This is a genomic window from Alkalibacillus flavidus (assembly GCF_040545925.1).
In the GTDB taxonomy this organism is placed as follows: domain Bacteria; phylum Bacillota; class Bacilli; order Bacillales; family Alkalibacillaceae; genus Alkalibacillus; species Alkalibacillus flavidus.
In genome coordinates this window covers 1-22,889 of sequence record NZ_JBEPMX010000015.1, presented here as the reverse complement: position 1 = coordinate 22,889, position 22,889 = coordinate 1, and the positions used below count along the sequence as shown (strand labels likewise).

Annotated in this window: 27 protein-coding genes, 1 tRNA gene and 2 riboswitches; of the genes, 15 read left to right on the top strand and 13 right to left on the bottom strand. The window is 37.5% G+C overall.

The genetic code is table 11. The features are described 5' to 3' along the window. Positions 1 to 3: 3 nt before the first annotated feature. Positions 4 to 1,107, bottom strand: a complete 1,104-nt coding sequence (gcvT, locus tag ABID56_RS11910) for a glycine cleavage system aminomethyltransferase GcvT (protein WP_354221505.1) — start codon at positions 1,105 to 1,107, stop codon at positions 4 to 6. 66 nt (positions 1,108 to 1,173) lie between these two features. Continuing rightward, a riboswitch (glycine riboswitch) is annotated at positions 1,174 to 1,259 on the bottom strand. 3 nt (positions 1,260 to 1,262) lie between these two features. After that, positions 1,263 to 1,356, bottom strand: a riboswitch (glycine riboswitch). Positions 1,357 to 1,503: 147 nt separating this feature from the next. Here gcvT and ABID56_RS11905 point away from each other — a divergent pair. Continuing rightward, complete coding sequence (locus ABID56_RS11905; protein WP_354221503.1) at positions 1,504 to 3,099, top strand: DEAD/DEAH box helicase; 1,596 nt, start codon at positions 1,504 to 1,506, stop codon at positions 3,097 to 3,099. Next, positions 3,086 to 3,892 carry a YqhG family protein gene (locus tag ABID56_RS11900; protein WP_354221501.1) on the top strand — a complete coding sequence of 269 codons (807 nt, stop codon included), beginning with the start codon at positions 3,086 to 3,088 and terminating at the stop codon, positions 3,890 to 3,892. Before ABID56_RS11905 ends, ABID56_RS11900 begins: the two co-directional genes overlap by 14 nt. Positions 3,893 to 4,035: 143 nt before the next feature. Here the strand turns inward: ABID56_RS11900 and ABID56_RS11895 are convergent, their stop codons facing one another. Continuing rightward, complete coding sequence (locus ABID56_RS11895; protein ID WP_354221499.1) at positions 4,036 to 4,536, bottom strand: shikimate kinase; 501 nt, start codon at positions 4,534 to 4,536, stop codon at positions 4,036 to 4,038. Between the two features lie 35 nt (positions 4,537 to 4,571). On the opposite strand from ABID56_RS11895, the gene comGA reads away from it, so the two are divergent. The 9 genes from comGA (at position 4,572) to ABID56_RS11850 (ending at position 8,872) form a co-directional block, all read left to right on the top strand. Continuing rightward, positions 4,572 to 5,624 (top strand): competence type IV pilus ATPase ComGA, encoded by a 1,053-nt coding sequence (gene comGA, locus ABID56_RS11890; RefSeq protein ID WP_354221497.1) that lies wholly within the window; start codon positions 4,572 to 4,574, stop codon positions 5,622 to 5,624. Beyond that, positions 5,554 to 6,597 carry a competence type IV pilus assembly protein ComGB gene (gene comGB / locus ABID56_RS11885; RefSeq protein WP_354221495.1) on the top strand — a complete coding sequence of 348 codons (1,044 nt, stop codon included), beginning with the start codon at positions 5,554 to 5,556 and terminating at the stop codon, positions 6,595 to 6,597. Before comGA ends, comGB begins: the two co-directional genes overlap by 71 nt. Before the next feature lie 11 nt (positions 6,598 to 6,608). Beyond that, positions 6,609 to 6,911 (top strand): competence type IV pilus major pilin ComGC, encoded by a 303-nt coding sequence (comGC, locus tag ABID56_RS11880; protein WP_377946613.1) that lies wholly within the window; start codon positions 6,609 to 6,611, stop codon positions 6,909 to 6,911. After that, positions 6,901 to 7,353, top strand: coding sequence for a competence type IV pilus minor pilin ComGD (gene comGD / locus ABID56_RS11875; protein ID WP_354221493.1), 453 nt, complete (start codon positions 6,901 to 6,903; stop codon positions 7,351 to 7,353). The genes comGC and comGD overlap by 11 nt, the downstream gene beginning before the upstream one ends. After that, a complete protein-coding gene (locus ABID56_RS11870) occupies positions 7,337 to 7,681 on the top strand; it encodes a hypothetical protein (protein WP_354221491.1) in 345 nt (114 codons plus the stop codon). Before comGD ends, ABID56_RS11870 begins: the two co-directional genes overlap by 17 nt. Beyond that, positions 7,632 to 8,102 (top strand): competence type IV pilus minor pilin ComGF, encoded by a 471-nt coding sequence (locus ABID56_RS11865; protein WP_354221489.1) that lies wholly within the window; start codon positions 7,632 to 7,634, stop codon positions 8,100 to 8,102. Before ABID56_RS11870 ends, ABID56_RS11865 begins: the two co-directional genes overlap by 50 nt. Beyond that, positions 8,056 to 8,457, top strand: a complete 402-nt coding sequence (locus tag ABID56_RS11860) for a hypothetical protein (protein ID WP_354221487.1) — start codon at positions 8,056 to 8,058, stop codon at positions 8,455 to 8,457. The genes ABID56_RS11865 and ABID56_RS11860 overlap by 47 nt, the downstream gene beginning before the upstream one ends. Before the next feature lie 14 nt (positions 8,458 to 8,471). After that, positions 8,472 to 8,543: transfer RNA gene (locus ABID56_RS11855), tRNA-Gln, on the top strand. An 86-nt stretch (positions 8,544 to 8,629) separates the two neighbouring features. Beyond that, positions 8,630 to 8,872 (top strand): DUF2626 domain-containing protein, encoded by a 243-nt coding sequence (locus ABID56_RS11850; protein WP_354221485.1) that lies wholly within the window; start codon positions 8,630 to 8,632, stop codon positions 8,870 to 8,872. A gap of 41 nt (positions 8,873 to 8,913) precedes the next feature. Here the strand turns inward: ABID56_RS11850 and ABID56_RS11845 are convergent, their stop codons facing one another. Beyond that, positions 8,914 to 9,537, bottom strand: coding sequence for an MBL fold metallo-hydrolase (locus tag ABID56_RS11845; RefSeq protein ID WP_354221483.1), 624 nt, complete (start codon positions 9,535 to 9,537; stop codon positions 8,914 to 8,916). 152 nt (positions 9,538 to 9,689) lie between these two features. Here ABID56_RS11845 and ABID56_RS11840 point away from each other — a divergent pair, with 152 nt between their 5' ends. Beyond that, positions 9,690 to 9,872 (top strand): DUF2759 domain-containing protein, encoded by a 183-nt coding sequence (locus tag ABID56_RS11840; RefSeq protein WP_354221481.1) that lies wholly within the window; start codon positions 9,690 to 9,692, stop codon positions 9,870 to 9,872. Between the two features lie 24 nt (positions 9,873 to 9,896). Here ABID56_RS11840 and ABID56_RS11835 read toward each other — a convergent pair whose 3' ends face one another. The 7 genes from ABID56_RS11835 to ABID56_RS11805 form a co-directional block, all read right to left on the bottom strand. Then, positions 9,897 to 10,688 carry an ABC transporter permease gene (locus ABID56_RS11835; protein WP_354221479.1) on the bottom strand — a complete coding sequence of 264 codons (792 nt, stop codon included), beginning with the start codon at positions 10,686 to 10,688 and terminating at the stop codon, positions 9,897 to 9,899. 13 nt (positions 10,689 to 10,701) lie between these two features. Then, positions 10,702 to 11,403 (bottom strand): ABC transporter ATP-binding protein, encoded by a 702-nt coding sequence (locus ABID56_RS11830; protein WP_354221477.1) that lies wholly within the window; start codon positions 11,401 to 11,403, stop codon positions 10,702 to 10,704. A 210-nt stretch (positions 11,404 to 11,613) separates the two neighbouring features. After that, positions 11,614 to 13,509, bottom strand: coding sequence for an LTA synthase family protein (locus tag ABID56_RS11825; protein WP_354221475.1), 1,896 nt, complete (start codon positions 13,507 to 13,509; stop codon positions 11,614 to 11,616). Positions 13,510 to 13,628: 119 nt separating this feature from the next. Further along, on the bottom strand, positions 13,629 to 13,817 hold the full coding sequence (locus ABID56_RS11820) for a YqgQ family protein (protein ID WP_354221473.1): 189 nt from the start codon (positions 13,815 to 13,817) through the stop codon (positions 13,629 to 13,631). A gap of 12 nt (positions 13,818 to 13,829) precedes the next feature. Continuing rightward, positions 13,830 to 15,344: a rhomboid family intramembrane serine protease gene (locus ABID56_RS11815; protein ID WP_354221471.1), complete on the bottom strand. Its 1,515-nt coding sequence runs from the start codon at positions 15,342 to 15,344 to the stop codon at positions 13,830 to 13,832. 50 nt (positions 15,345 to 15,394) lie between these two features. Next, complete coding sequence (locus ABID56_RS11810) at positions 15,395 to 15,907, bottom strand: hypothetical protein (protein ID WP_354221469.1); 513 nt, start codon at positions 15,905 to 15,907, stop codon at positions 15,395 to 15,397. A 27-nt stretch (positions 15,908 to 15,934) separates the two neighbouring features. After that, entirely contained in the window at positions 15,935 to 16,336 is a 402-nt protein-coding gene (locus tag ABID56_RS11805; RefSeq protein WP_354221467.1) for a hypothetical protein, read from the bottom strand. Between the two features lie 169 nt (positions 16,337 to 16,505). Between ABID56_RS11805 and rpmG the strand changes: the two genes are divergently transcribed. Both rpmG and ABID56_RS11795 read left to right on the top strand, forming a co-directional pair. Then, positions 16,506 to 16,655, top strand: coding sequence for a 50S ribosomal protein L33 (gene rpmG / locus ABID56_RS11800; RefSeq protein ID WP_017185831.1), 150 nt, complete (start codon positions 16,506 to 16,508; stop codon positions 16,653 to 16,655). Positions 16,656 to 16,704: 49 nt separating this feature from the next. After that, positions 16,705 to 17,298, top strand: coding sequence for a 5-formyltetrahydrofolate cyclo-ligase (locus ABID56_RS11795; protein ID WP_354221464.1), 594 nt, complete (start codon positions 16,705 to 16,707; stop codon positions 17,296 to 17,298). 20 nt (positions 17,299 to 17,318) lie between these two features. On the opposite strand, the gene ABID56_RS11790 is transcribed toward ABID56_RS11795, so the two are convergent. From ABID56_RS11790 to ABID56_RS11780, 3 genes are all read right to left on the bottom strand, one after another. Then, positions 17,319 to 19,445 (bottom strand): peptidoglycan D,D-transpeptidase FtsI family protein, encoded by a 2,127-nt coding sequence (locus ABID56_RS11790; RefSeq protein WP_354221462.1) that lies wholly within the window; start codon positions 19,443 to 19,445, stop codon positions 17,319 to 17,321. Between the two features lie 90 nt (positions 19,446 to 19,535). Then, entirely contained in the window at positions 19,536 to 20,753 is a 1,218-nt protein-coding gene (locus ABID56_RS11785) for an MFS transporter (RefSeq protein ID WP_354221460.1), read from the bottom strand. 113 nt (positions 20,754 to 20,866) lie between these two features. Continuing rightward, positions 20,867 to 21,478, bottom strand: a complete 612-nt coding sequence (locus tag ABID56_RS11780) for a superoxide dismutase (protein WP_354221458.1) — start codon at positions 21,476 to 21,478, stop codon at positions 20,867 to 20,869. A 214-nt stretch (positions 21,479 to 21,692) separates the two neighbouring features. Here ABID56_RS11780 and ABID56_RS11775 point away from each other — a divergent pair, with 214 nt between their 5' ends. Further along, positions 21,693 to 22,784 carry an SDR family oxidoreductase gene (locus ABID56_RS11775; RefSeq protein ID WP_354221456.1) on the top strand — a complete coding sequence of 364 codons (1,092 nt, stop codon included), beginning with the start codon at positions 21,693 to 21,695 and terminating at the stop codon, positions 22,782 to 22,784. The last annotated feature ends 105 nt before the right edge of the window (positions 22,785 to 22,889 follow it).

The following is a 22,889-nucleotide window of genomic DNA, read 5'->3' as shown; positions in this document are numbered from 1 at the left end:
CTCTTATCCTCTTTTATAAAATGGAGTTGGTACAATTTTCGCTTCTAGTTGACGTTTTCGAACTTGAACGCTTACGACGTTTCCTTCCTCTGCATGGTTCACATCAATTAACGCCAAACCGACATTTTTATCTAACGTTGGCGATTGTGTGCCTGATGTTACAAACCCAATCACCTCATCGCCAACTAAAACATCATAACCGTGTCTTGGGATGCCTTTATCTAACATTTCCACTCCAACTAAACGGCGACCCGGTCCATCTTGTTTTTGTTTAGCCAAAACATCTTTTCCGATAAAATCATCTTCTGTTTTCACTTTGACGGCGAATCCTATACCCGCTTCAACAGGTGTAATATCCTTGGATAACTCCTGACCGTACAATGCTAAGTTCGCTTCAAAACGGAGCGTATCACGTGCGCCTAGTCCTATCGGCTGTAACCCCTCAGGTTCACCAGCTTCCATAATTGCTTGCCATAATGCACGACCAGATGATTGGTCAATATAAATTTCAAAACCATCTTCACCCGTATAACCCGTGCGTGACACTATAGCTGTATGGTTAACACCTGTAAAGGATACGTCATCTTTAAAACGGAAAAATTTAATCTCACTTAAATCGTCATCCGTTAACTTTTGTAAGATCGATTCAGCTAATGGACCTTGCAGAGCAAGCTGTGCATACTGATCAGAAACATTTTCAATCGAAACACCATCTATTTGATGCTCTTTCAACCAGTCATAATCTTTTTCCGTATTAGCAGCATTAACAACGAGTAAATAATCATTGTCATCACGTTTATAAACTAAGAAGTCATCAACTGTGCCACCATCTGGATAACACATCGCTGTATATTGCGCTTGATTGATGTTTAGTTTCGTGACGTTGTTTGTGACCATTTTCTGTAAAAATGCTTCACTCGATTCGCCTGTTACTTCAATTTCGCCCATATGAGAGACATCAAATAACCCTGCTTTTTCCCGTGTTGCGTGGTGTTCTTCCTTAATTCCTGAAAATTGTACAGGCAGATCCCATCCGCCAAAATCGACCGTTTTGGCGCCCCATTTTTCGTATTCTGGAAAAATAGGCGTTCGCTTTAAATCAGCCATCATTATTCCCCCTTATATGTTCGTGATTAACCAAAAAAAGAGAATACCGAAAAAGGTCGGTATTCTCTCTGTCCGTTCACCTGAAAGTTTCGTCATGCAACGTTCTGCACGCTTACATCGTTGGTGGTTGATTCAATCAACACTCTCCAGAGGTGCGTCCTACAAGAGTCTGGGTGCCTGAGAGATTCATACGTTTCGCATTTGCTCCGTCGGCGTCACGTCAAGCGTGAGCTCTCCTCTTGTAATCATTCGCTTATAATATTCAATTATTAGGGCACAGTAACACTATGTAACGAATTCAATAAATCGTGCCAAAAATATGAATAAAAACTCAACTGTATTATATCACAATCAGAAAAAACGTGTAAGCGTTATCTAAAAGTTTAGGTGATTAAGATGACATTATATGTAGACGCATCCCCTATATGGGATCGGTTTAACGAAGTAAAACACGATCATAACTGCGATTGGGATACTTTTAAGCAAGCCTATCAATTAGGACAACTTTCTCTATCAAGCAGAAATCAGCTCATATCTGGTGCATATTTACCTCAATTAGAGTTACTGCCTCATCAACAAGATGCGGTGAATCAAGTGATTCACGACATGCACGGTCGAGCCATTTTAGCCGATGAAGTCGGACTCGGCAAAACAATCGAAGCGGGCGTTATTTTAAAAGAACTGATGGTCAAAGGGTTAGTAAAGCGCGCTCTCATACTCGTGCCACCCTCCCTTTTATCACAGTGGGAACAAGAACTTAATCAAACATTTTACATTCCAGCTCGTACGAAACATCGCTCTTATCCATGGGATGCCTATGACATTGTTATTTCATCACTTGATTTAGCTAAAAAAGAGCCCCATGCATCAGCACTAACAGGTCAATCATTCGATTGCATTATTGTGGATGAAGCCCATCGGTTAAAAAATCCAAAAACGAAAAATTATCAATTCGTTAAACAACTACAATCGACCTACTGTTTACTCTTGACCGCGACGCCAATTCAAAACTCTTTAGATGATATATATCATTTGATGACAATTGTTCGCCCAGGATTATTAGGCGACCGCCGTCTTTTCAAACAACGAGTGAATGATGATCAAGATAAGGATATTCAATCTATTGTACGTCAATCGATGATTCGCACACGCAAAAAAGATATCACTACACAATGGGGTGAGCGTCATATTTCAACCGAACAAATTTCATTCACAGAAGATGAACAACACGTTTATGAAGAGCTATCAACAACGAATGCTAACCAACGATTAACAACGTTAACACTCGAACGTGAATTTTGTTCTAGTCGAGAAGCATGCTACGTTTCATTACAAAAACAAGATGACCATCACCCTTTGTTATCTAAAATCGAAACATTGCCTCATCATGCCAAAGCACTTAAAACGATTGAGGTCATACAATCTATAAACCAACCTGTCATTGTCTTTACAGAATATAAATCATCACAAATTTACTTACAATGGTTATGCCAACAAAATGGGATCCGTGCTATACCGTATAATGGTGATTTTAAAAAGAGTAAGAAACAATGGATGTTGCAACTATTCGAACAACACGGTGACGTCCTGATCACGACAGATGCTGGAACTGAAGGGCTTAACCTTCAATATTGCCACCACATGATTCATTATGATCTACCGTGGAATCCGATGCGACTTGAACAACGAATTGGTCGTATTCATCGTTATGGTCAAGAGCACGACATTTATATTTATTACCTCATCATGGCTAATACAATTGAAGACTATATTTGGCAAGTATTATATGAAAAATTGAATGTCTTCGAAGGGGTTATTGGGGAATTAGATCAAATTTTAAGTCATTACGGGTTATCGACAATTGAAGAAGAGATGACCTCTATATTAGCAGAATCGTCATCAAAGGCTGAAGCCAATATTAAACTGCAAAATATGATGTCTGTTATAGAATACGAACAAGCAAAGGAAGGCGTGCGAGATGAAACAAGCTGATATTCAACCGTTCGTTAGTCAGTTTTTCAATCAACATGGCGCTCATATAACACATGAAGAAGACGGTTTTATGACCGTACAGTTGACTGAAACACTTGATAAACAATTAATGAATCGCCCTTTCTATTGGCAATATGTTGATACGATGGGGTTTGAAGGCGAGCCGATGACCGTCGCGTTTTCATTTTCTGACAAGCATCAAGACGGCCAAAGCGAATTAATCCATTTAGGCTCACCGCGATTACACCAACTGTTTCAAATCGTACAACGCGAAGGAGCATTTACAACATTATTCGAACATGCTGAAAGTGAGTCAGACACTAAAGCACTCGACCCTTGGTTTGTGATGAATGGATTTATTCAATACCAAGGCGCGTGGATCGCCGAAGAACAAATAAGCATCGGGATATTATTAACCAATGGAACGATGCGCTTTGCATGGATGGATGAGATGCAAGACCATCATTTCAAAACAATAATCCCGCCCTATCATTACAAGATCCCTACGATCATTTCTATAGAATCGGCATTACAGAAAATGACGAGTCAATTAAATGATCGAATCACAAACCAATCACAATCATTTATCAATCAATCCATCACGTTGTACAACCGTGAGATGAACTTACTACAAACATTATCGTCAGAGGATACGCAAAGTGATCAAACATTTATCAAACAATCTGAACAACATATTTACGACCGCTTATATCCAAATATATCACTTCAATGGATTAATGGAGGCATGTTTTACACGACACAACAAACGACAAAACAATTAATTCACGTTTAATGACATGACGGTTAAAAAAAGTATTTATATAAAATAATCGAATTAACACTGTCATATTTGTCATAAAAAACAAAATCAAGCTGTTACCCTCATTATCGACATAATGAGGGGTTTTCTGTCGTATTGACTTCAACGGGAAGCTATTATATAACTGTTATATATCGTTTAACTTCTTTAATAAGAGTAGGTAATGACTTGTGATCGACTTCAACGATTGTTTCTGCACAGCTTTCATACAACGATAAACGACTGTCGTATAACGCCCGCTTCACATGTTCAGGCTGTTGCCATAAAGGCCTCGTGGTATCTCCTTCTAAGCGCTTCGCTACCGTTTCATAGCTAATATGAAGCCAGACCGTAAGAAAATCATGTCTTAACACCTTCCGATTTGCCTCTTCCTTAACAATGCCACCTCCAGTCGCAACGATGACATCCTCTCGTGCGAATTCTTGTAACACGTTATATTCTAACTGACGAAAATAATCTTCTCCTTCTGTTGCAAATATGTCTGTTATTGGACGCCCTTCCCTCGTTTCAATAGCTTCATCAAGGTCGACACACGGTTTACTTACTTCTTGCGCCAACATTTGTCCTACTGTTGTTTTTCCTGACCCCATAAATCCTATTAATGCTATTGGTTTCATTATTAACCACCTATATCTTATAAAGGAGGATCGTCATGGATTATCCTGATCAATTATCTGAAACGATTTTAAAGCATGCTGTTGAGCATCACGCCACAGACATTCATTTCTCACCAGAGGAATTGGACGTCCCCATTTATTTTCGAATTAACGGCTATCGCTGGTTTTATAAGCGAATCTCGTCTAAAGAATATCAAACATTAGTCAGTTACTACAAATTTTCTTCTGGAATGGATATAGCTGAACATCGACTACCTCAAGATGGGACATTATCCTACCATGTCAATCAACAAGCTTATTTTCTTCGACTTTCAACATTACCTTTAGATGAGACAGAGAGCCTCGCGATTAGACTATTACCTAATTACCATACACCGTCATTAGATCAATTATTTTTATTTCCAGAACAACGAGACACACTACTGAATTGGATTAAACAACCAGCTGGTATCATTTTGTTCACAGGACCCACAGGTAGTGGTAAATCGTCTACGATGTTCACATTAATGCAAGAAGCGATTAAACAGTACGGTTACCAAGCCATTTCGCTCGAAGACCCGATCGAAAAACAAGTTGATCAAATTTTGCAAGTTCAAGTTAATGAAAAAGCCGGATTCGATTATGATGTCGGATTAAAAGCCGCGTTACGACATGATCCCGATGTCATTACAGTCGGTGAAATACGTGATCAAGCGACTGCATCATTTGCATTTCGTGCCGCTTTGACAGGACATTTAGTCCTTACAACCGTACACGCCAAAAACGCTACAGGCACGATTGATCGATTATTAGATATGGGAATTTCTAAGACAGATTTAAAACAAACATTAATCGGCATTGCCTCCCAAAAACTCGTCACACTATCTCATAAAGGGCAGCAATTATTCGGCCAACCGAGAGCGGCTATCGCTGAAATTTTAGAAGGCAACCAGCTACAGCAGGCGATTAATGGCTACCAAGACAAAGAAATCAACGGGTTTCAATCGTTTGAGGTTATCCAAGGAAGGGGCGTCAAGCATGAACTTATTCAATCGTCTTCATCCCCAACAGTCATCGATATCACTCAAGGATCAAGTCGATTTTCTTAACCGATTAACTAAACTGTTAAATCACCATTTCACACTACGTCGATCATTAGAATTCATGTTATATGATCCGAAGTTTAGCGATTTAGCCGAGGACCTAGTGAACCGACTCCAACAAGGGCAATCTATTGACCAATCATTTCGGGATATGAACTTTCATCCTATGATTAATGCTTTTTTATACTTTTCATCGGAATCTGGTCACATGACCGAACAGCTTATTCAATGTCATAACATGCTTAAATTACGACTTGATTTTCAAAAGAAAGCAAAAGACATTACAAAATACCCTCTCATTTTACTAACCTTTTCACTCGTTATCTTCTTTTGTATGAGTTTGTTTTTGCTTCCCATTTATAACGAGACGCTTAACAGTTTTAGTGAAGGGTCGTCCTACGTGTGGTTTAACCTTTTTGTTTCGATATTTCAAACCATTATAGTAGCAGGTATTCCTCTTCTCTTTGTCGTGATGATCATTAGCATCCTCATATACCGACGACTGCCAATCGACCAACAACTAACTGTTCTCGAGCGAGCACCTTTCATAAGACGTATTGTTCAACTCTCTACAACAGCTCAATTCGCCTTTCACTTAGGAGCCATTTTACACAACGGAAAAACGGTTAAATCGAGCTTATTAATCATGAGTGAACAAACTGATTTACGTATTATTAGTCATTACGCTAAATTAATGCTTCAACAATTAAAACAAGGTCAAACGTTGCCACAATCAGCACAAGACATTCCTTTAATAGAACCTGATTTCAAACGTCTCATACACCACAGTTTACAACAAGGGTCATTAAATAACGATTTGAAAGCGTATGCTTCGATAGCCTTGTCCTCATTAGAAGAACGAACACGCAAACTTATTATGACATTACAGCCTATTTTATATAGCTTATTAGCGATTATGATCGTCATTGTCTATGTTTTAACATTATTTCCTATGTTCCAACTGATCAATCATTTATAGAGGTGATATATGTGTTACGAAATGAAAAAGGCTTTACCTTAATTGAAATGTTAATTGTGATGCTCATTATTTCAGTTTTATTGTTATTAACGATTCCAAACGTCGTTAAGCACAATCAATTAGTTGATGATAAAGGGTGCGATGCCTTTATCGAACTGGTCCAATCTCAAGCACAATTGTACAAACTCGATCAAGGTCAGTACCCCGACACAATTGAAACGTTAGAAACAGAAGGTTATATTGATCAAACAACTTGTTCTAACAATGAAACATTAACGATTAGTGCTGAAGGTGATGTTAGTCTTGCGCCGTAGTCACTTATTTAATGACAAAGGGTTTACATTAATTGAATCCCTAGTCATATTAAGCATCATCATCGTTTTATCAACGATGAGTATGAGTGCTGTGTCATCGGTTCAACAACAAAATTTAACTGACTATGTTTTTGAAACATTTGAGCAAGATATATTTTATTTACAACAATATTCTATCCTAAACCAAACAGATCCTACCTTATTATTTTACCCCGATGACCATCGATACATCGTTTACGACAATCCATTTGAACCACCTATCATCAACCGTACATTTAACGAAGACGTGACTTTTCATACATCTCCGATTAATCACCGACTGCACTTTAAACCAACTGGCTCGATTATTAATCCTGGCAGTTTTCATATCACAATCAATAGTCAACAATATAACGTCACATTTCCTTTTGGAAAGGGGCGATATTATGTTACTGAAAAATAATAACGGATTTATATTAACTGATGCCTTACTCGCGTTATCATGCCTAATGGTTATAACCACCATCCTATTACCGTTTTTGATTCAATTACATGCAAGGCAATCAGATATTGAAAAACAGCACGACGCTTATTTGTTAATGCAATCACAATTAGAAGAACGATTACCGATAACTGAAGATAAACTCATTGACACGACATACAACGACCACCACTATACGATCAATCTTTCTCCAAAAGACCACCAAACATTAATCTGTATTGAATGGATGACGTTTAATAATGAAACCGATCGCTATTGTCACTATACGAAATCAGTTAACGAACACTAACGGCTACACGTTAATACACGCCTTAATCGCATTGACGATTATAATTGTGGTATTACCACTGACAAGCCCTATTCTTCAATCAGCTGCATCTTTAACTTCTATCTACAACCCTAATCAATTAGAGTACCGTCAATTTGATTTTTTTGTCTCATTCGAACTTAATCGTAGTCAATCCGTTCACATTGAACCCGAAGCCATTCATTTCACCCGTTTTGATGGTCGTGTGATTACTTTTGAACGGTATCAAGACTTAATTAGACGTAGGACCAACGATGATGGTCACTCCATCATGATGTTTAATGTATCGAATTTTCAAATCAACCGTGTCGATGATCACGCCTTCAAAATTTCTTTCCGAAGGCGAGGTGAAACCGTTGAGCAAGTTTTTACACACGATCTTATTACCTTCAATCAAGAATGATCACGGGGTTATCTTCCCCTACTTTTTTCTTTATTTAGTCATCATTTCAACTGTTTTAACAGCTGGGTTTCTTCACGTCCATTATCAAGCGGAACAATTAGATTGGAGCCAAAAACAATTAACCATCCAAAATTTAATCCAGACTACCTTATATGAATTCAAGCATAATATGCCAACTATTAGGACTGATTCACAATCAATAACTTATAATTACGAGACAGGTCAAGTCGAAGTCGAATACGTCGCCATTAACGACACATTGATTGATCTTCACATGATTGTCACGATTGAAAATGAAATTAATTATGAACATATGACTAAAATCGTGTATAATGTAGATAACGATTCGTCATAATAAAGAATGGTTATTGGGCCATAGCCAAGCGGTAAGGCAACGGTTTTTGGTACCGTCATGCGCTGGTTCGAATCCAGCTGGCCCAGTCTATTTTTAATAAAATAACATTTACATTATGGCGAACATCGGATATAATATGTCTGACAAGTTCCTGTACAAAGGAGGAAGAGACATGGATCGTATGTTTCGTGTTTTAGCATTTTGGACAGGTATTTTCGCCGCGTTATTCTACACAGGTGAATTTACTAATATGGCTATGTTATTTTTAGCACAAACGATCTTCTTTCTAGGGGTCGGTTTCTTAAACCTATCTGAACGCCTTTATATGTATATTTTTGGTGGTTATTTAACAGTATTCATGGTAGGTTTTACGTACTATGCAACCTTCCTATTAGAACCTGGTTTCGGTCACTAAAAAAGGCTCAACTCCATCGCGGGGTTGAACCTTTTTTATTTTTAAGTCAAAAAGGGATTGTTGACTTTTTCGACGCCAATAGTTGTTTTAGGGCCGTGACCCGGATAAACAACTGTCTCATCAGGTAAGGTGAATAACTTAGACTTGATGACGTTGATCAACGTTTCATGATCACCAAATGGTAAATCCGTTCTACCAATGCCGAGTTGAAATAATGTATCACCTGCTATGATCGTTCTGTCATCCTCAAACCAAAATGACACACTTCCAGGTGAATGACCTGGTGTATGCATTACTTCAAATCGAAACGGACCAATCTGCTGACTACCTTCAACGAAATAATGATCAGCTGGCTTAGATGCAGCAATTTGTCCTAGTTGGAACCATTCTGACCCATTTAAAGACGGATCGATCAGCCAATCCCCCTCTTGTTCATGAATATAAACAGGGACGTTAAAATACTGGCAAATATCGTCCACAGCTCCAATATGATCAAAGTGAGCATGAGTTAAAAGGATCGCAATCGGGGTTAATGACTGTGTTTCAAGATAATCGATAATGAAATGACTATCACCACCCGGATCCACAATCAATGCTTGGTCATCTAAATCGAGAATATAACAGTTTGTTCCTAGTAATCCTAAAGAAAGAGCTTTAATGTTCACAAAACGTTCCACCTTTTTTGCGTAATTTTTAGGGAAATCACTCGACATGGTGCGTGATTTTATATAAAATATACATGAGGTCTTTACGGAGCATACACAGAATTATTGTAATCATAACAAATTGATTGTTTTTCATTCAAGGAGGATCAAATATGGAAGTCGGAGAATTTGTATTTGGCATCATGATGTTAGTAGTAGCAGTCTTAAGCGCTTTTGCACTCGTACGTGAATTAAAACGACGCAACTTTTTTGCGGTTCTATTCGCAGGTGCATCGTTAGCATTATTTGGCTGGTATTCAGTTATGACTATTTTCAGTCAATTATTTTTAGCATAAAACAATCGGCTAACAGCGGTCCATTTATGACCCGTTAGCCGATTTTTTAATATCTTCTAACTTTAACAATTGCATGTGTTCATTAAAAAAGAAACGATACATCATCATTGATATAAAAATCGCACTAATCGAAACGGATGAGAAAATACTAATTGAAATGACTAACTGATATTTAATCGCTACAAGAGGGCTGACACCACCTAAAATTAACCCTGTCATCATTCCCGGCAATTGGACGAGTCCAATTGTCTTTAATTGATCGATATTCGGCATTAAGGCAGCGTTTAGCGTTGTTTTAATCGATAAATGAGCTGCTTGTTTCGGCGTGGCACCTAGTGATAATGCAGCCAATAGTTGACCACGGTTTTGTTCGAATTCATTTTTGAGTCGTTCTAACGCTAGCCCCATAGCCACCATGCTATTACCAATAACCATCCCACTCATCGGAATGACTTCTTCAGCTGTGAAAGATATCATGCCAAATCCTAACCACATTGATAACACGACTAATTCAATCGTTACTAAACCAGCAAATAACGCCAACGTCACATACGGCAATTCTTTACCTTTTTTACGTGCATGAAATGTTGCAACTGTGATCATAACAGACAACATAATTGGTATACCGATAAACGGTGGTAAATCAAACAAGTATGTTAACACAAGTCCAATTAAAAATAATTGTGCTGTCCCACGTATTGTGGACCAAATAATGTCTTTCTTGAGCCCTAACGAATAAAAATATGATATCGATAACGGTATTAATACAAATGCAATGAGCAATAACAAGGAATAAGTTGGAATATCACGGTCCATAGGCTTCTCCTTTCTACGACTTGTCTAAAAACGTTTGTAATGATGAACTTTGTGGATCGTCTAACAATTGCTCAATGTTTCCGATTTCGGCAATCTGACCGTCTTCCAAAAACAGACCTTTTGTCCCTATTCGTCTAGCTTGTTCAATACTATGTGTGACCATGACGACTGTAAGACGGTGTTGATCAATCAAATGAATCAAATCTTGTTCTACAGCTTCAATATTTCGTTCATCTAAAGCACTCGTCGGCTCATCTAACAGTAGTACATCTGGTTGATTAGCTAATGTGCGAGCTAATGAAACCCGCTGTTTTTCTCCACCTGATAATTCATCAACTTGTTTCGTCAAAAATTCTTTAGGCAAATTAACTAACTCTAATAACCTTTTCCCTTCATCAGATTGCCATTCTTCGAATAAATCTGGACCAAACCGCAGATTGTCTTCCACCGTCCCATCAAATAAATACGGCTGTTGCATGACAAGGCCTACGCGTTTACGTAATAATGTAATCGTGTAATCTTCAATCGGTTTACCTTGTAGTAATACATGGCCTGTTTCAGGATCATCCATGCGGTTGAAGAGGTGTAATAATGTCGATTTCCCTGAACCAGAAGGGCCAAAAATGATCAAACGATCACGAGGCTCAATTGAAAATGAAACATCAGATAAAACGAGTCGACTAACTTGTTGAAATTCAAACAGCGATTGCGTCATCATGAACCTCCTTCATATCTAATACTTTTAACTTATCCTAAAAAACTGGTCACTAAACTTTATGTCATAACTCGACACAATATATAAAACAAAACCCAAGCGATTTCAAAAATTAAAAAAATCGCTCGGGTCATCTCCACCTATAATTTATCTAATACAATTGTTTTTGAAACATTTTTGAGTTGCATTAAAGCATCGCTAAACTCCGACTTATTCGTCGTCTTCTTTTAATTCCTCTATCATTTCGCCGTCTTCAAAATCATAAAATCGGAAAAGATCTCCGTATATAATCTCATCAGAATAATTTAATTCTTGCTCACTTTTTTCTCTTATATCACTACACGCTTCTTCATCGACTATCTCGCCATTTGAATCGTCGTAGCAATTTCCTGCTGCATAAATATAATCTTTTCCGACGACGCGTCCATCTCTAAATGCGATAAAATCTTTTCGATCTTCTGCGAACAAGCCATTACCAAACATGATATCCTCATTATTCTCAACACCTAGCATGTTTAATAAGGTTGGCTTAAAATCAATTTGCCCTGATAAAGTCGAAATGGTCTCGCCTTCTTTTCCAGGGACATGAATAAGCATAGGGACTTTTTGCAGTTTCACTTCATCATATGGTGTAATTTCATCTTTCCCTAAAAATTGAGCCATTGATTCATTGTGGTATGAACTTATACCGTAATGGTCACCAGAAATAATAATAACAGAATCCTCGTAGATTCCTTCATCTTTCAGTTGACCAATAAATTGTTCAATGGCTTCATCAGTATAGCGCGCTGTTTGCATATACTGGTTTAATGTTTTTGAATCCGAATCATACTTATCAATCGTCGCCTCTTCCTTAGGTATATCGAATGGAAAATGATTCGTTAATGTAATAAATTTCGCATAATAAGGTTCTTCTAGATCTTTAACATAATCCATTGACTGAGTGAAGAAATCTTTATCATTTAGTCCCCAACCAATCACATCTTCCTCTTCAACATCGTACGATTCTAACTCATAAAACTTGTCATACCCAAGGTTCTCATACATCACATTTCGATTCCAAAAGCTTCCGTTATTAGCATGAAACGAATAAGACGAATAATCGAGTTGTTCATCTATAATTTTTTGGACAGAGTTATACTCATTTTGAGCATGCGTAAAAAAGGCTGCACTGTTTGATAAAGGATATAGTCCGTTATCCAGGACAAACTCATGGTCAGACGTCTTACCTAACCCCGTTTGGTGATAATAATTGTCAAAATAATAACTATCTTCTTTAAAGTCATTCAAAAATGGGGTGACTTCTTTTCCGTTCACTTTTTTATCAATAATAAATTCTTGCATCGACTCCATCGCGATATAAATAATATTTTTATCTTCAGCGACGCCTGATAAATCGATCTTTTCCTCTTCTTCATTTTCCCGCACATTTTCACTGACATAGTCATCTATTTCATTAATTTCCTTGCCATCAGCGAATATTCGTTTCGATTGAGTAGCCGTTGTCATGATGACATCATAGGCATGAAAAACTGGTAAACCTACGTTCTTCACTAAATACTCACGGTCAAAACCACGCTGAAATAACATGGGTCTTTCAATTTGTGCTAACGTAAAATTAAGGGCAATCGCTGTTAATGACACAGCAACGATTCGTTTTTTAAACACTTTAGAGAAAGCTGTTAACGGGAATAATTGTTTTTTAATAAACGTAACGACTAGAAGCAAGTCCGTAAATAGGAAAATGTCAGTTAAGTACACAAGTGATGTCACACTTGTCCCTAAATCACCGGCATTATTAAATTGAAATAATGTCGGAATCGTTACGAAATCAGTGAAATTACGATAATACATTAAATTAGCAAATAGTAACAACGATATAACGACTGTTGTGATAATGATAAACCACTTTTGCTTATTCGGTTTGAGCCAAATAGTAATCGTAAATATCAAGAAACTAACGGCTAAAGCATTTATAAATAAAATAATCTCTTGAAAAGCTGTCTCAATCGAAAGGTCGAAATAAAATCGATAAACGATATAAGTTTTAATTCCAACTAACAAGGCAGCGATCATAAACAGAGGTATTCGTTTCAGGTTTTCCATTCTTAAGTTCCCTCCACACTCTTGAAACACTCAATTCATTAGACGAATCATTTTAGATAATGTTACAAAATGTTTATTATTAATTACCCACCTAAACAATATTGTAAACCACTTACATCTTAAGATGAACTTTTTTCAGAACGCAAAATCAGTAAAGCTTGTTTGTAAGTTTCTAATGAAACTAATCCGTTTTGATAAAGTTCTTTTACTTCTTCTTCCATTAATAGTATATCAGATTCTCGATGACCAATATAGACAAAAATACCAAATTGTTTCAAGAGTTGTTGCACATCAATAAAACTTTCCAAATTATTCACCTTTCATTCGTTTTTTAGTTGGTCATAAAAGGACTGAAACTGTTCTTCATCTGGATTTAAATCCAAGGCACGTTCAATCGATTGAATCGCTTCTTCTTGTCGATCAGTTTCGGCATACAGTACACCTAAATTATAATGGGCTTCGGCTAATCGTGGATTCAGATCAATGGCTTGTTGTAAATCCGTTTCTGCTTCATGAAACTGCTCGGTTTCTAAAAAACCAATGGCTCGGTAAAAATAAATATACTCATGTTGAATATCATCCTCAAGGCTCGTCGATAACATGTCGATCATATCCTCATAATTCTCTTGTTCAAGATAATCTTGAGCCAATAACGCCAAAGCTTGTGGGTTTTCTGGCTGATCAGCATCTTGATACCCATAGTAAGCCATACTGACTATTAAAAGTAGCATCAACACACTAGCTAAAGCCGCACGGAACCATTGACGTTTATACGGAAGTTGTATGATTTGAGCAGCTAAAAAGCCTCCTAATAGCCCCCCTAAATGGGCACCATTATCAATTTGTGGCACCGTAAACCCTAACATAATATTTAAACCGACAATGAACAATAAATTCGTGCCTATCGTTTTGAAAAATAACTCCCGATAATTCATACCGAAGAAGAGCAAAGCACCAAATAATCCAAAAATCGCTCCAGATGCACCGGCTGCTACTGCATCATTCATAGCAAAACTCGCAATACCGCCAAATAAGCCAGCTAAACTATAAATAATAAAAAAACGGTACGTGCCATATATTTTTTCGGTGACATCACCTAAGAAATAAAGGGCTAACATGTTCATCATTAAATGTAATGCCCCAATATGCAAAAACATTGATGAACCAATACGCCACCATTCACCATTTGCAATAGCCGGATTGTATTTTGCTCCCCAATCAATTAAGTGCATCGTATCTGTACTACTACCATTCATTTCAAGTAATCCGAAAACAAACACGTTCACAAGCACTAAGATATAAGTTAATCGTGTCTTACCAAAAAAGAAAACACGATTAAATTCGCGTTGTTTAGCCTGATGATAACTAATAATTTTTTGTTCCAAATAGACAACTTGTCGGTCAAGTTCTTCTTCGCTCAATTGATGGTCTAATAACTCATTTAATTGATAAGTCGGCAAGCTTAATTGTTCTTTTAGTCGTTCAATTTCCTCGGTTAAATCATGTTCATTCCAATAATACAGCTTGGGTTTTGCATCATCAGATGAATGAGACTTCAATCGTTCCCAATCATCAACAGGAGCCAAATCTGACACATAAACAACGTGATATCTTTTCTGCTTACCACGAAACAATCGCGCATTTTGGTTTAAAAACTGCAGCTTATGATTATAATCGCGTTCTAAATGATTGCTCCAGTCAAACATTTGATGAGACACAGCTACTATATGACTCATGTTCTTGTGATATTTCTCCAACACGATGAAGTCGCGTGCATCTGAAATGAAACGGATCGTATAATCATGATTTAATAAACTGTCAATTAACTTTAGCATGCGATATCGTTCTCGAATATACATAGTGCTTTTCCCCGTTCATCGCCAAATTAATCTGTAATCGTATCTGCGATTTGCTGTAAACTCATGTTTGATGTTAAAACGTATGAGCCAATTTGAATCGAACGACTATAACCGTTTTCGATTAAGTATTCTCTAAAACGCGTATCATTATCGATAATGTTTTCTGAGGCCAGTTGTGACGCTACCGACTCTAACCCCATTCCAGACTCAATTGTTAATTCAAACGCTTCCACATGACTAGTTGGTTCCGATTCTTCTAATTCATTGATTTGATCTTTCAAGTCACTATTTTCTGCTTCTAATTCAGATATATCGTTATAATCATCTTCTGTTATAACGGCATATCCATTGTCTTCCAAAAATGAACGAGCACCTTCTTCAGTCATCGAATCGTCCGTCTCGTCATCATTTACTGCATCCGTTTGATCTGTTTCCGATGGTTGTTCGACGACTTGGTCCGCTTCTATCCAATAAACAGCGCCAATTAAAATAGTCGCTAACAATATACCTAATGAAAATGACATCAAGATTGGTTTCATATCGTTCTGGCGTCCTTTCTTCGTTCATTAAGCGAAAGCTTGATTATTCGCTTTTTGTTGAATAATGATTTTGATATCATCTTGAGCTAAACCTGTTTTTGCTTCAATCTCTTCATAACTATACCCTTGTTCATACAATTGTTTCACATTAGATACAATAGCAGGTTCACGTTTTGACTTGGTTTGTGTCTGTGATGAATCAGTAGTTTGTTTTGATAAATATGTTACATCATTTAAATCTAACGTATCTGTTAACAATTCCTCTTCAAGTACTTTAATTTTATTTTTCATGACGTACTGTTCTTGAATATGCGTCATCGATAGTTGTTCTAACTCTTGTTCTAATTCGCGAAAACGATTGGTCATAAAAAATGACATAATGAACAAGCTAATACCAATAGTTAATAATGTGATTAAGACATAAACCATATGATTTGTCACCCTTACTTTTATAGCTTCATGGTATTAGTTTATCATGTTCTTTGTGATAAGAGAAATGCTTTCATTGACCATATTATCGTGAATATTGTCTTGAATCTTGTATGCAATTTTGTTATGATAATTAAGTCAAAATGAATGAGAAACGGAGGGAAAGACCATGCGTGTACAAATCACTTTAGCTTGCACGGAAACAGGTGACCGTAATTATATTTCTACAAAAAATAAACGTACGAACCCAGATCGTCTTGAGTTGAAAAAATACTCTCCACGTTTAGGACGTCATACGTTACACCGTGAAACGAAGTAAAACAGTAGGGTTACCTGCTGTTTTTCTTTATATAAAGGGGTTTTAGCCGATGTACAAACAAACCTTTCGCCAACTCGCCAAACGGCTGTTGAACTATATTCCACAAGAAGACAAGCAAGAGGCGCTGACCACTATTTGTGATATATTATATACAACTGATTTATGGAAACAAGCTGAAACAATCGCTATTACCATTCCTCGAAGCATTGAATTAGATACCCACCAAATTATTGAGCAAGCATGGAAAGAAGGCAAGAAAGTCGCTATTCCCAAATGTTATCCCGATCAAAACAACGACATGAAATTTTATGAGTATACAAACAAATTAGAGTTAGAAAATGTCTATTTAGATTTGTATGAACCGAAAACCGAAGACGTACGCTACATAGCTCCGTCTCAAATTGATTTATTGTTTGTTCCAGGATTATTATATGATGAGCAAGGGTATCGAATCGGCTATGGTGGGGGCTATTACGATCGTTATTTACAACATGTCGATAACCCAACTGTCAGTATTGCTATGAAAGAACAAATGGTCACATCATTACCGACTGATGACTACGACCAGCCAGTCGATTACATTATAACAAATCGCGATTTACTCACACCTTATAAAAAAAGGCTGCAGACGACCGATGAATAATAAGTCGACTGCAGTCTTTTTTAGTTAGTCGATGGTGATTCCATTTGCTCTTCTAATTCGTCATCACTCGACTGTCTTTCTTCTTTCAATTCAAAATAAGCATCCATCGCTCGCTCACCAATCTCTAAGTTCGTCGAATGATCAGCATCTGGACCAGTATGTGGCACCATAACTGCAAACGCAACTTCCGGATTGTCATATGGAGCATAACCAACTAAATTTAAATTATTTACATCAGCTATTTCTTTTCCATCTTCATAGAGCTTTGTTTCTGCAGTCCCTGTCTTACCTGCAGGGTTATACGCTTTATCGGCAAAGTAACTTCTACCAGTACCACCTGGCTCTTGAAATGCTTGGCGAAAACCTTCTTGAACACGGTCGATATACTCACTGTTCATATCAATACGGTTCAATACTTCAGGTTCTTTCGCATCATAAAGTGGGCCTAATCCAGCTGTATCACCAGCACTATGCAGTCGCTTTACTAACGACGGTGCTAGGCGGTAACCATCGTTAGCAATCGTCGATACATACTGCCCTAATTGCAATGTCGTGTACGAATGGTACTGCCCAATCGCATATTGCATCTGCAAACCTGTACCTGGTGAATCGTTAACACCTTCATAACCACTCGATTCATACGGTAAATCAACGCCTGTTTCAACACCTAAACCAAATTGACTGTAATAATTTTCAAGATCCGCGTAGGCTTGCTGACTTTCATCTAAACCTGAATTTCTAAAATCATATCGGTGCCGCATTTCACCATTCATGCGTAACGCAATGAATCCCATATAAACGTTTGATGATTCTCTTAAAGCACCAATATCATTTAAAGAACCTAACGTCGTTGACCATGAACTAAAGGACAAATCACCATTAGCAGTTCCTGGTGGCAATTGAATCGTACGGTCTCTAATGACTTCACCTGGAGAAATAACACCTGAATCTAAGCCAGCTAATACAGTGGCTCCCTTAACAACAGAACCGGGCACGTACGCATTATAAATCGCTCGGAATGACTCGTCGTTTACCTTTGGTTCATCACCTTCTGCTTCTCGGTCGTATGCTTGACCAGACATAGCCAAGACTTCCCCTGTATTCGGGTCCATCATAACAGCCATGGCTGACTCCATATAACGATTTTCATACGGGTTTTCTTCAATTGCCTCTTGTAATTCCTCAGCTACAATCGTATCAAGTCGTTGTTGTAATTCCATATCAACAGATAATACTAAATCTTTACCGCGTTCACCTTCGCGGACGACTTCACTCGTGATGACGTTCCCACTAGAATCCGTGATGTGTTCTCGGATTTCTTTTTTCCCTGACAATTGCAGTTCATAGTATTCTTCTAAACCGTTACGACCGACTCGGTCATTTCGTTTATAATTATGTGATAAGAAATAGTCTAACCGATCGTTCGGTAAGCCTTTTTCAATACTGCCGAGAAAGCTTTTAAACGTGTTATCATATAAATACTGACGTTCCCAATCGGTTGCGACGTTGACACCTGGGAACTGATTGACATGCTCGGCGATGATCGCATATTCTTCATTTGTAACAGCTTCACCACGTTGAATAATATACGGCGTTAAGGCACTTGCACGATTTAATTTCCGAAACAACGCAACTATTTCAAGCTCTTCTTCACCGATCTTATCTAAGTCACTCTCATTAATATGATCCAAAACAGCTTGATATTTCTCGTCATCATCTAGATCCTTTTCTGCTTCAGTCAATCGGTCATAATACGTTTGACGGTCATCAAGTAATAAGTAATCTTTCAAATCACGTTCTGTCACGGATTCAATATCCTCTTCTGGCATCGAAATATAATCAATTAAGTTCTGAGCCAGCTCTAAATTATCGTCTGGTTGCACATTTTTCGGCGGTGTATACGTAATCGCTAATACGGGTTCATTATCGACGACAAGTTCACCATTCCGATCGAACATTCGCCCACGCGGCACTGGGGTTTCTGATATATCTTGATTCGTTCGATTAATTTCTTCTTGTGCGTCTTGTCCATACAATATTTGAATAACACCTAACTGTAAAATTAGGAGCGAAAATAACAAAAAGATGAAGAAAAACAATAAATTAAGTCGAAGGGGTAAATGTGATTTGCCTTGTTTCTGTTTCACGTTATACTCCTCTCCCTTCTAGTCGTTAATTGTATTATAGCATCATTTAATACATCCGATAAGAAGAAAGATACAACAGATTTTTGTCAATTAAGACGAATAGCTTCGAACCACTAACATATTAACGAGTAAATACCCTGTCCCAAATAATACGATCGCATACGTCATCCAGGTCGTTTGCGGTAAAAACATAAGCCCGATAAGAAATATAACAAGCGATATCGCCCGACCAAGATTTAAAGACATCTCCCGCAAAATAATGTACTCGATACGGTATTCTTTAACATCATAAGCTTCACCAATGACATCATATGAAATCGACATAAACGGGGCGTAAAACAACGGAAACATAATCCCGATGATCGCGCCATAAACATAAAATTCATATGGCAAATCGGATTGAAGTAACCAAAAAACAGACAAATACAATGTCACAGCCCCAACAGTAATAAAACGCAAACGATTATAGGGTGTCACATATTTTGCCACAATACGATAAGCAATTAGCGACGTTAAAGCATAAATAAAATTGTAAATACCGACTGTTAGCTCACTTGTTGTTCCAATAAAGACAATCAATCCGACTAAAAATAAAAAGACGCCTTCACGCGTACCTTGGAAAAAATGAGCGTATAACAATTGTCTCCAAGAGTCATTTTGTTGACGTTCCTCTAACGCTACGCGTAAACGATACCGTTCATTGACTTCTCTCCTCTCCATAAAAAAGCTAAAGACAATCGCTAATACAAACAATAAGAGTGAAATGAAAAAAATCGTTAAATAACCACTATATCCATCTAATAACGTAATAATAGCACCAGCTGTAATTGGACCAATCATCCCGCTAAATGATTGCAACATCCCTAATGTGCTATTAAAAAAATCGCGAGTGTAAGGTTCTGTTACTTCAAACGTTAACACATTGTAAGCTAACCAAAAGAACCCATACCCTGCGCCAAGCAAAAACCCTAACACATAATTATACGTTGCCGCATGATCTCCAAATGCTAATACTGAGATGAAGAACAAACTAATTAGCGCTATTCCTATTCGCAAAATGAGTACTCGATCAATTTGTTTAGCCCATTTACCAAATAATAAATATGTAGCCGTTTGTGTGATGGCAATTAATAAATTGTAAACAGCCACAACTTCGATATCTTCTGACTGTTTCCATAAAAAAATGTTTACGAAAATATTCGACAAGAAGATCCCTAATGTATAAAGAAACCCAATCAATAATAACAACTGTAAATTGTGGCGTTCATGTTCAGTTACGCGTTCATCCAACTGATTAAAAAAAAGCATCTAACTCCCTCTTTTCTGTCACTTATTTTTGACAGCTAACAGATGCTTATACAAATTCAACAATAAAAAAGCTTGCATTCGATTATAAATCGAATGCAAGCTTCAAAAAGTTATTATTTAGCGTCTTCGTAACGCTTACTAACTTCATCCCAGTTCACGACGTTCCAGAATGCTTCAATGTAATCCGGACGACGGTTTTGGTATTTAAGATAATAAGCATGTTCCCAAACGTCGATACCTAAAATAGGTGTAACACCATCCATCACTGGTGTATCTTGGTTTGGAGTAGACGTGATTTCAAGGTTGCCATTTTTAACGACTAACCAAGCCCAACCTGAACCAAAGCGACCTGTTGCCGCTGCTTTAAATTGGTCTTTGAAATCATCGAAACTACCGAATGCTTCGTTAATTTTCTCAGCTAATTCGCCAGTTGGCTGCCCACCGCCGTTCGGTGATAAAACAGTCCAAAATAGTGAGTGGTTTGCATGCCCACCACCATTATTGCGTACAGCTGTTTGAATGTCACTTGGTAGTGAATCTAAGTTTTGTAAAAGTTCTTCAAGTGATTTGTCCTGAAGATCGCTATGCCCTTCAAGTGCGGCATTCAACTTCGTAACATACGTATTATGGTGCTTCGTGTGGTGAATGTTCATCGTTTCTTTGTCAATGTGTGGTTCCAATGCATCATATGCATAAGGTAACTCTGGTAGTTCAAATTTAGCCATCATTAATTCCTCCTTCAACATAATACGGTGGATATTTTTTCAGAATTTCCACTCAAGTAAAAGACTATCAACCGCAATAAAATATTGCAAGCCTTTTGCTTTAATCAACTTTCACATATCTTATACCACATCACATTTTGTCTTAAACATTCAGAATTTAAATTTAATAATCAGAAAAGTATGCTAATATAGAATTCAATAGGGAGGGTTTTATATGGGAAATACATACACTATCACAGGTTTTCCAGGATTTTTAGCTAATTTTTTAGTCCGTGAACTGTGCCAAATGCCGTCTGTAGAACAGATTTACTTATGTGTCCTACCAGATACCAAACATAAAGCAGAACATACACTGAAGTCGATCACTGACGATTTAGCTGTCACACCTCGCATCACCATCATAAACACGGATATAACGGATCCAAACCTAACATGGGATCATGAAACGTATGACCGAGTATGTCATGATACGACCCATTTAATCCATTTGGCTGCGATATACGATTTAGCCGTGCCTCACGACCTCGCTTTCCAAGTGAATGTTCTTGGCACAAAACACGTTAATACATTAGCAGAACATTGCGACCAGCTTACGCACTATTTATATTTTAGTACAGCCTTTGTGGCCGGGAAACAACAAGGCGTTATAAAAGAAACTGAATTAAATCATGATGCAATGTTTAAAAATCATTATGAACAAACAAAGTACGAAGCTGAAGTATTTGTTGAGGAGTTAAAATCACGAGTGCCAACCACCATTGTGCGTCCTGGTATTGTTGTTGGCGATTCATTAACAGGAGAAACAGATAAATTCGACGGTCCATATTTTTTACTCAATAGCTTAGCTAAATTTAAGTATGCTCCAATCCTGCCATTCATCGGTAATGGTAATGCAAGGGCTAACTTTGTTCCGATTGACTATATCGTGAATGCATCCCTTCACCTGCTTCATAGCAACCGAGCTATTGGTCAAACTTTTCACTTAACGGATCCAAGACCCTATCATGCTCAAGAGGTTTATACAATGTTCGCCCAAGCATTTTTAGGTAAAAAGCCACGCGGAAGATTACCAATTACGCTCGCTTATACCGCTTTACGCCTTAAACCTATAAGACAGTGGTTAAGCATTGAACGCGAAGCCCTTGATTATTTTAACTATGATGTCTATTTCGATTGTCAAAATACCTTACAAGAACTCAAACACACCAACATTCAGTGCCCTGATTTTCGCACGTACCTCCCTCATATGATTGATTATTATATGAGACATCAACACGACCCAACAAAACATGTTCAAATCCAATAATTTATTGACATGACAGTTTGTCAATTTAAGTGCAACAGTTCTTCTTGAAAAGCTTCGTGTGTCGATTTCCAATTCAAACATTTTCTTGGTCTATGATTGATTAAG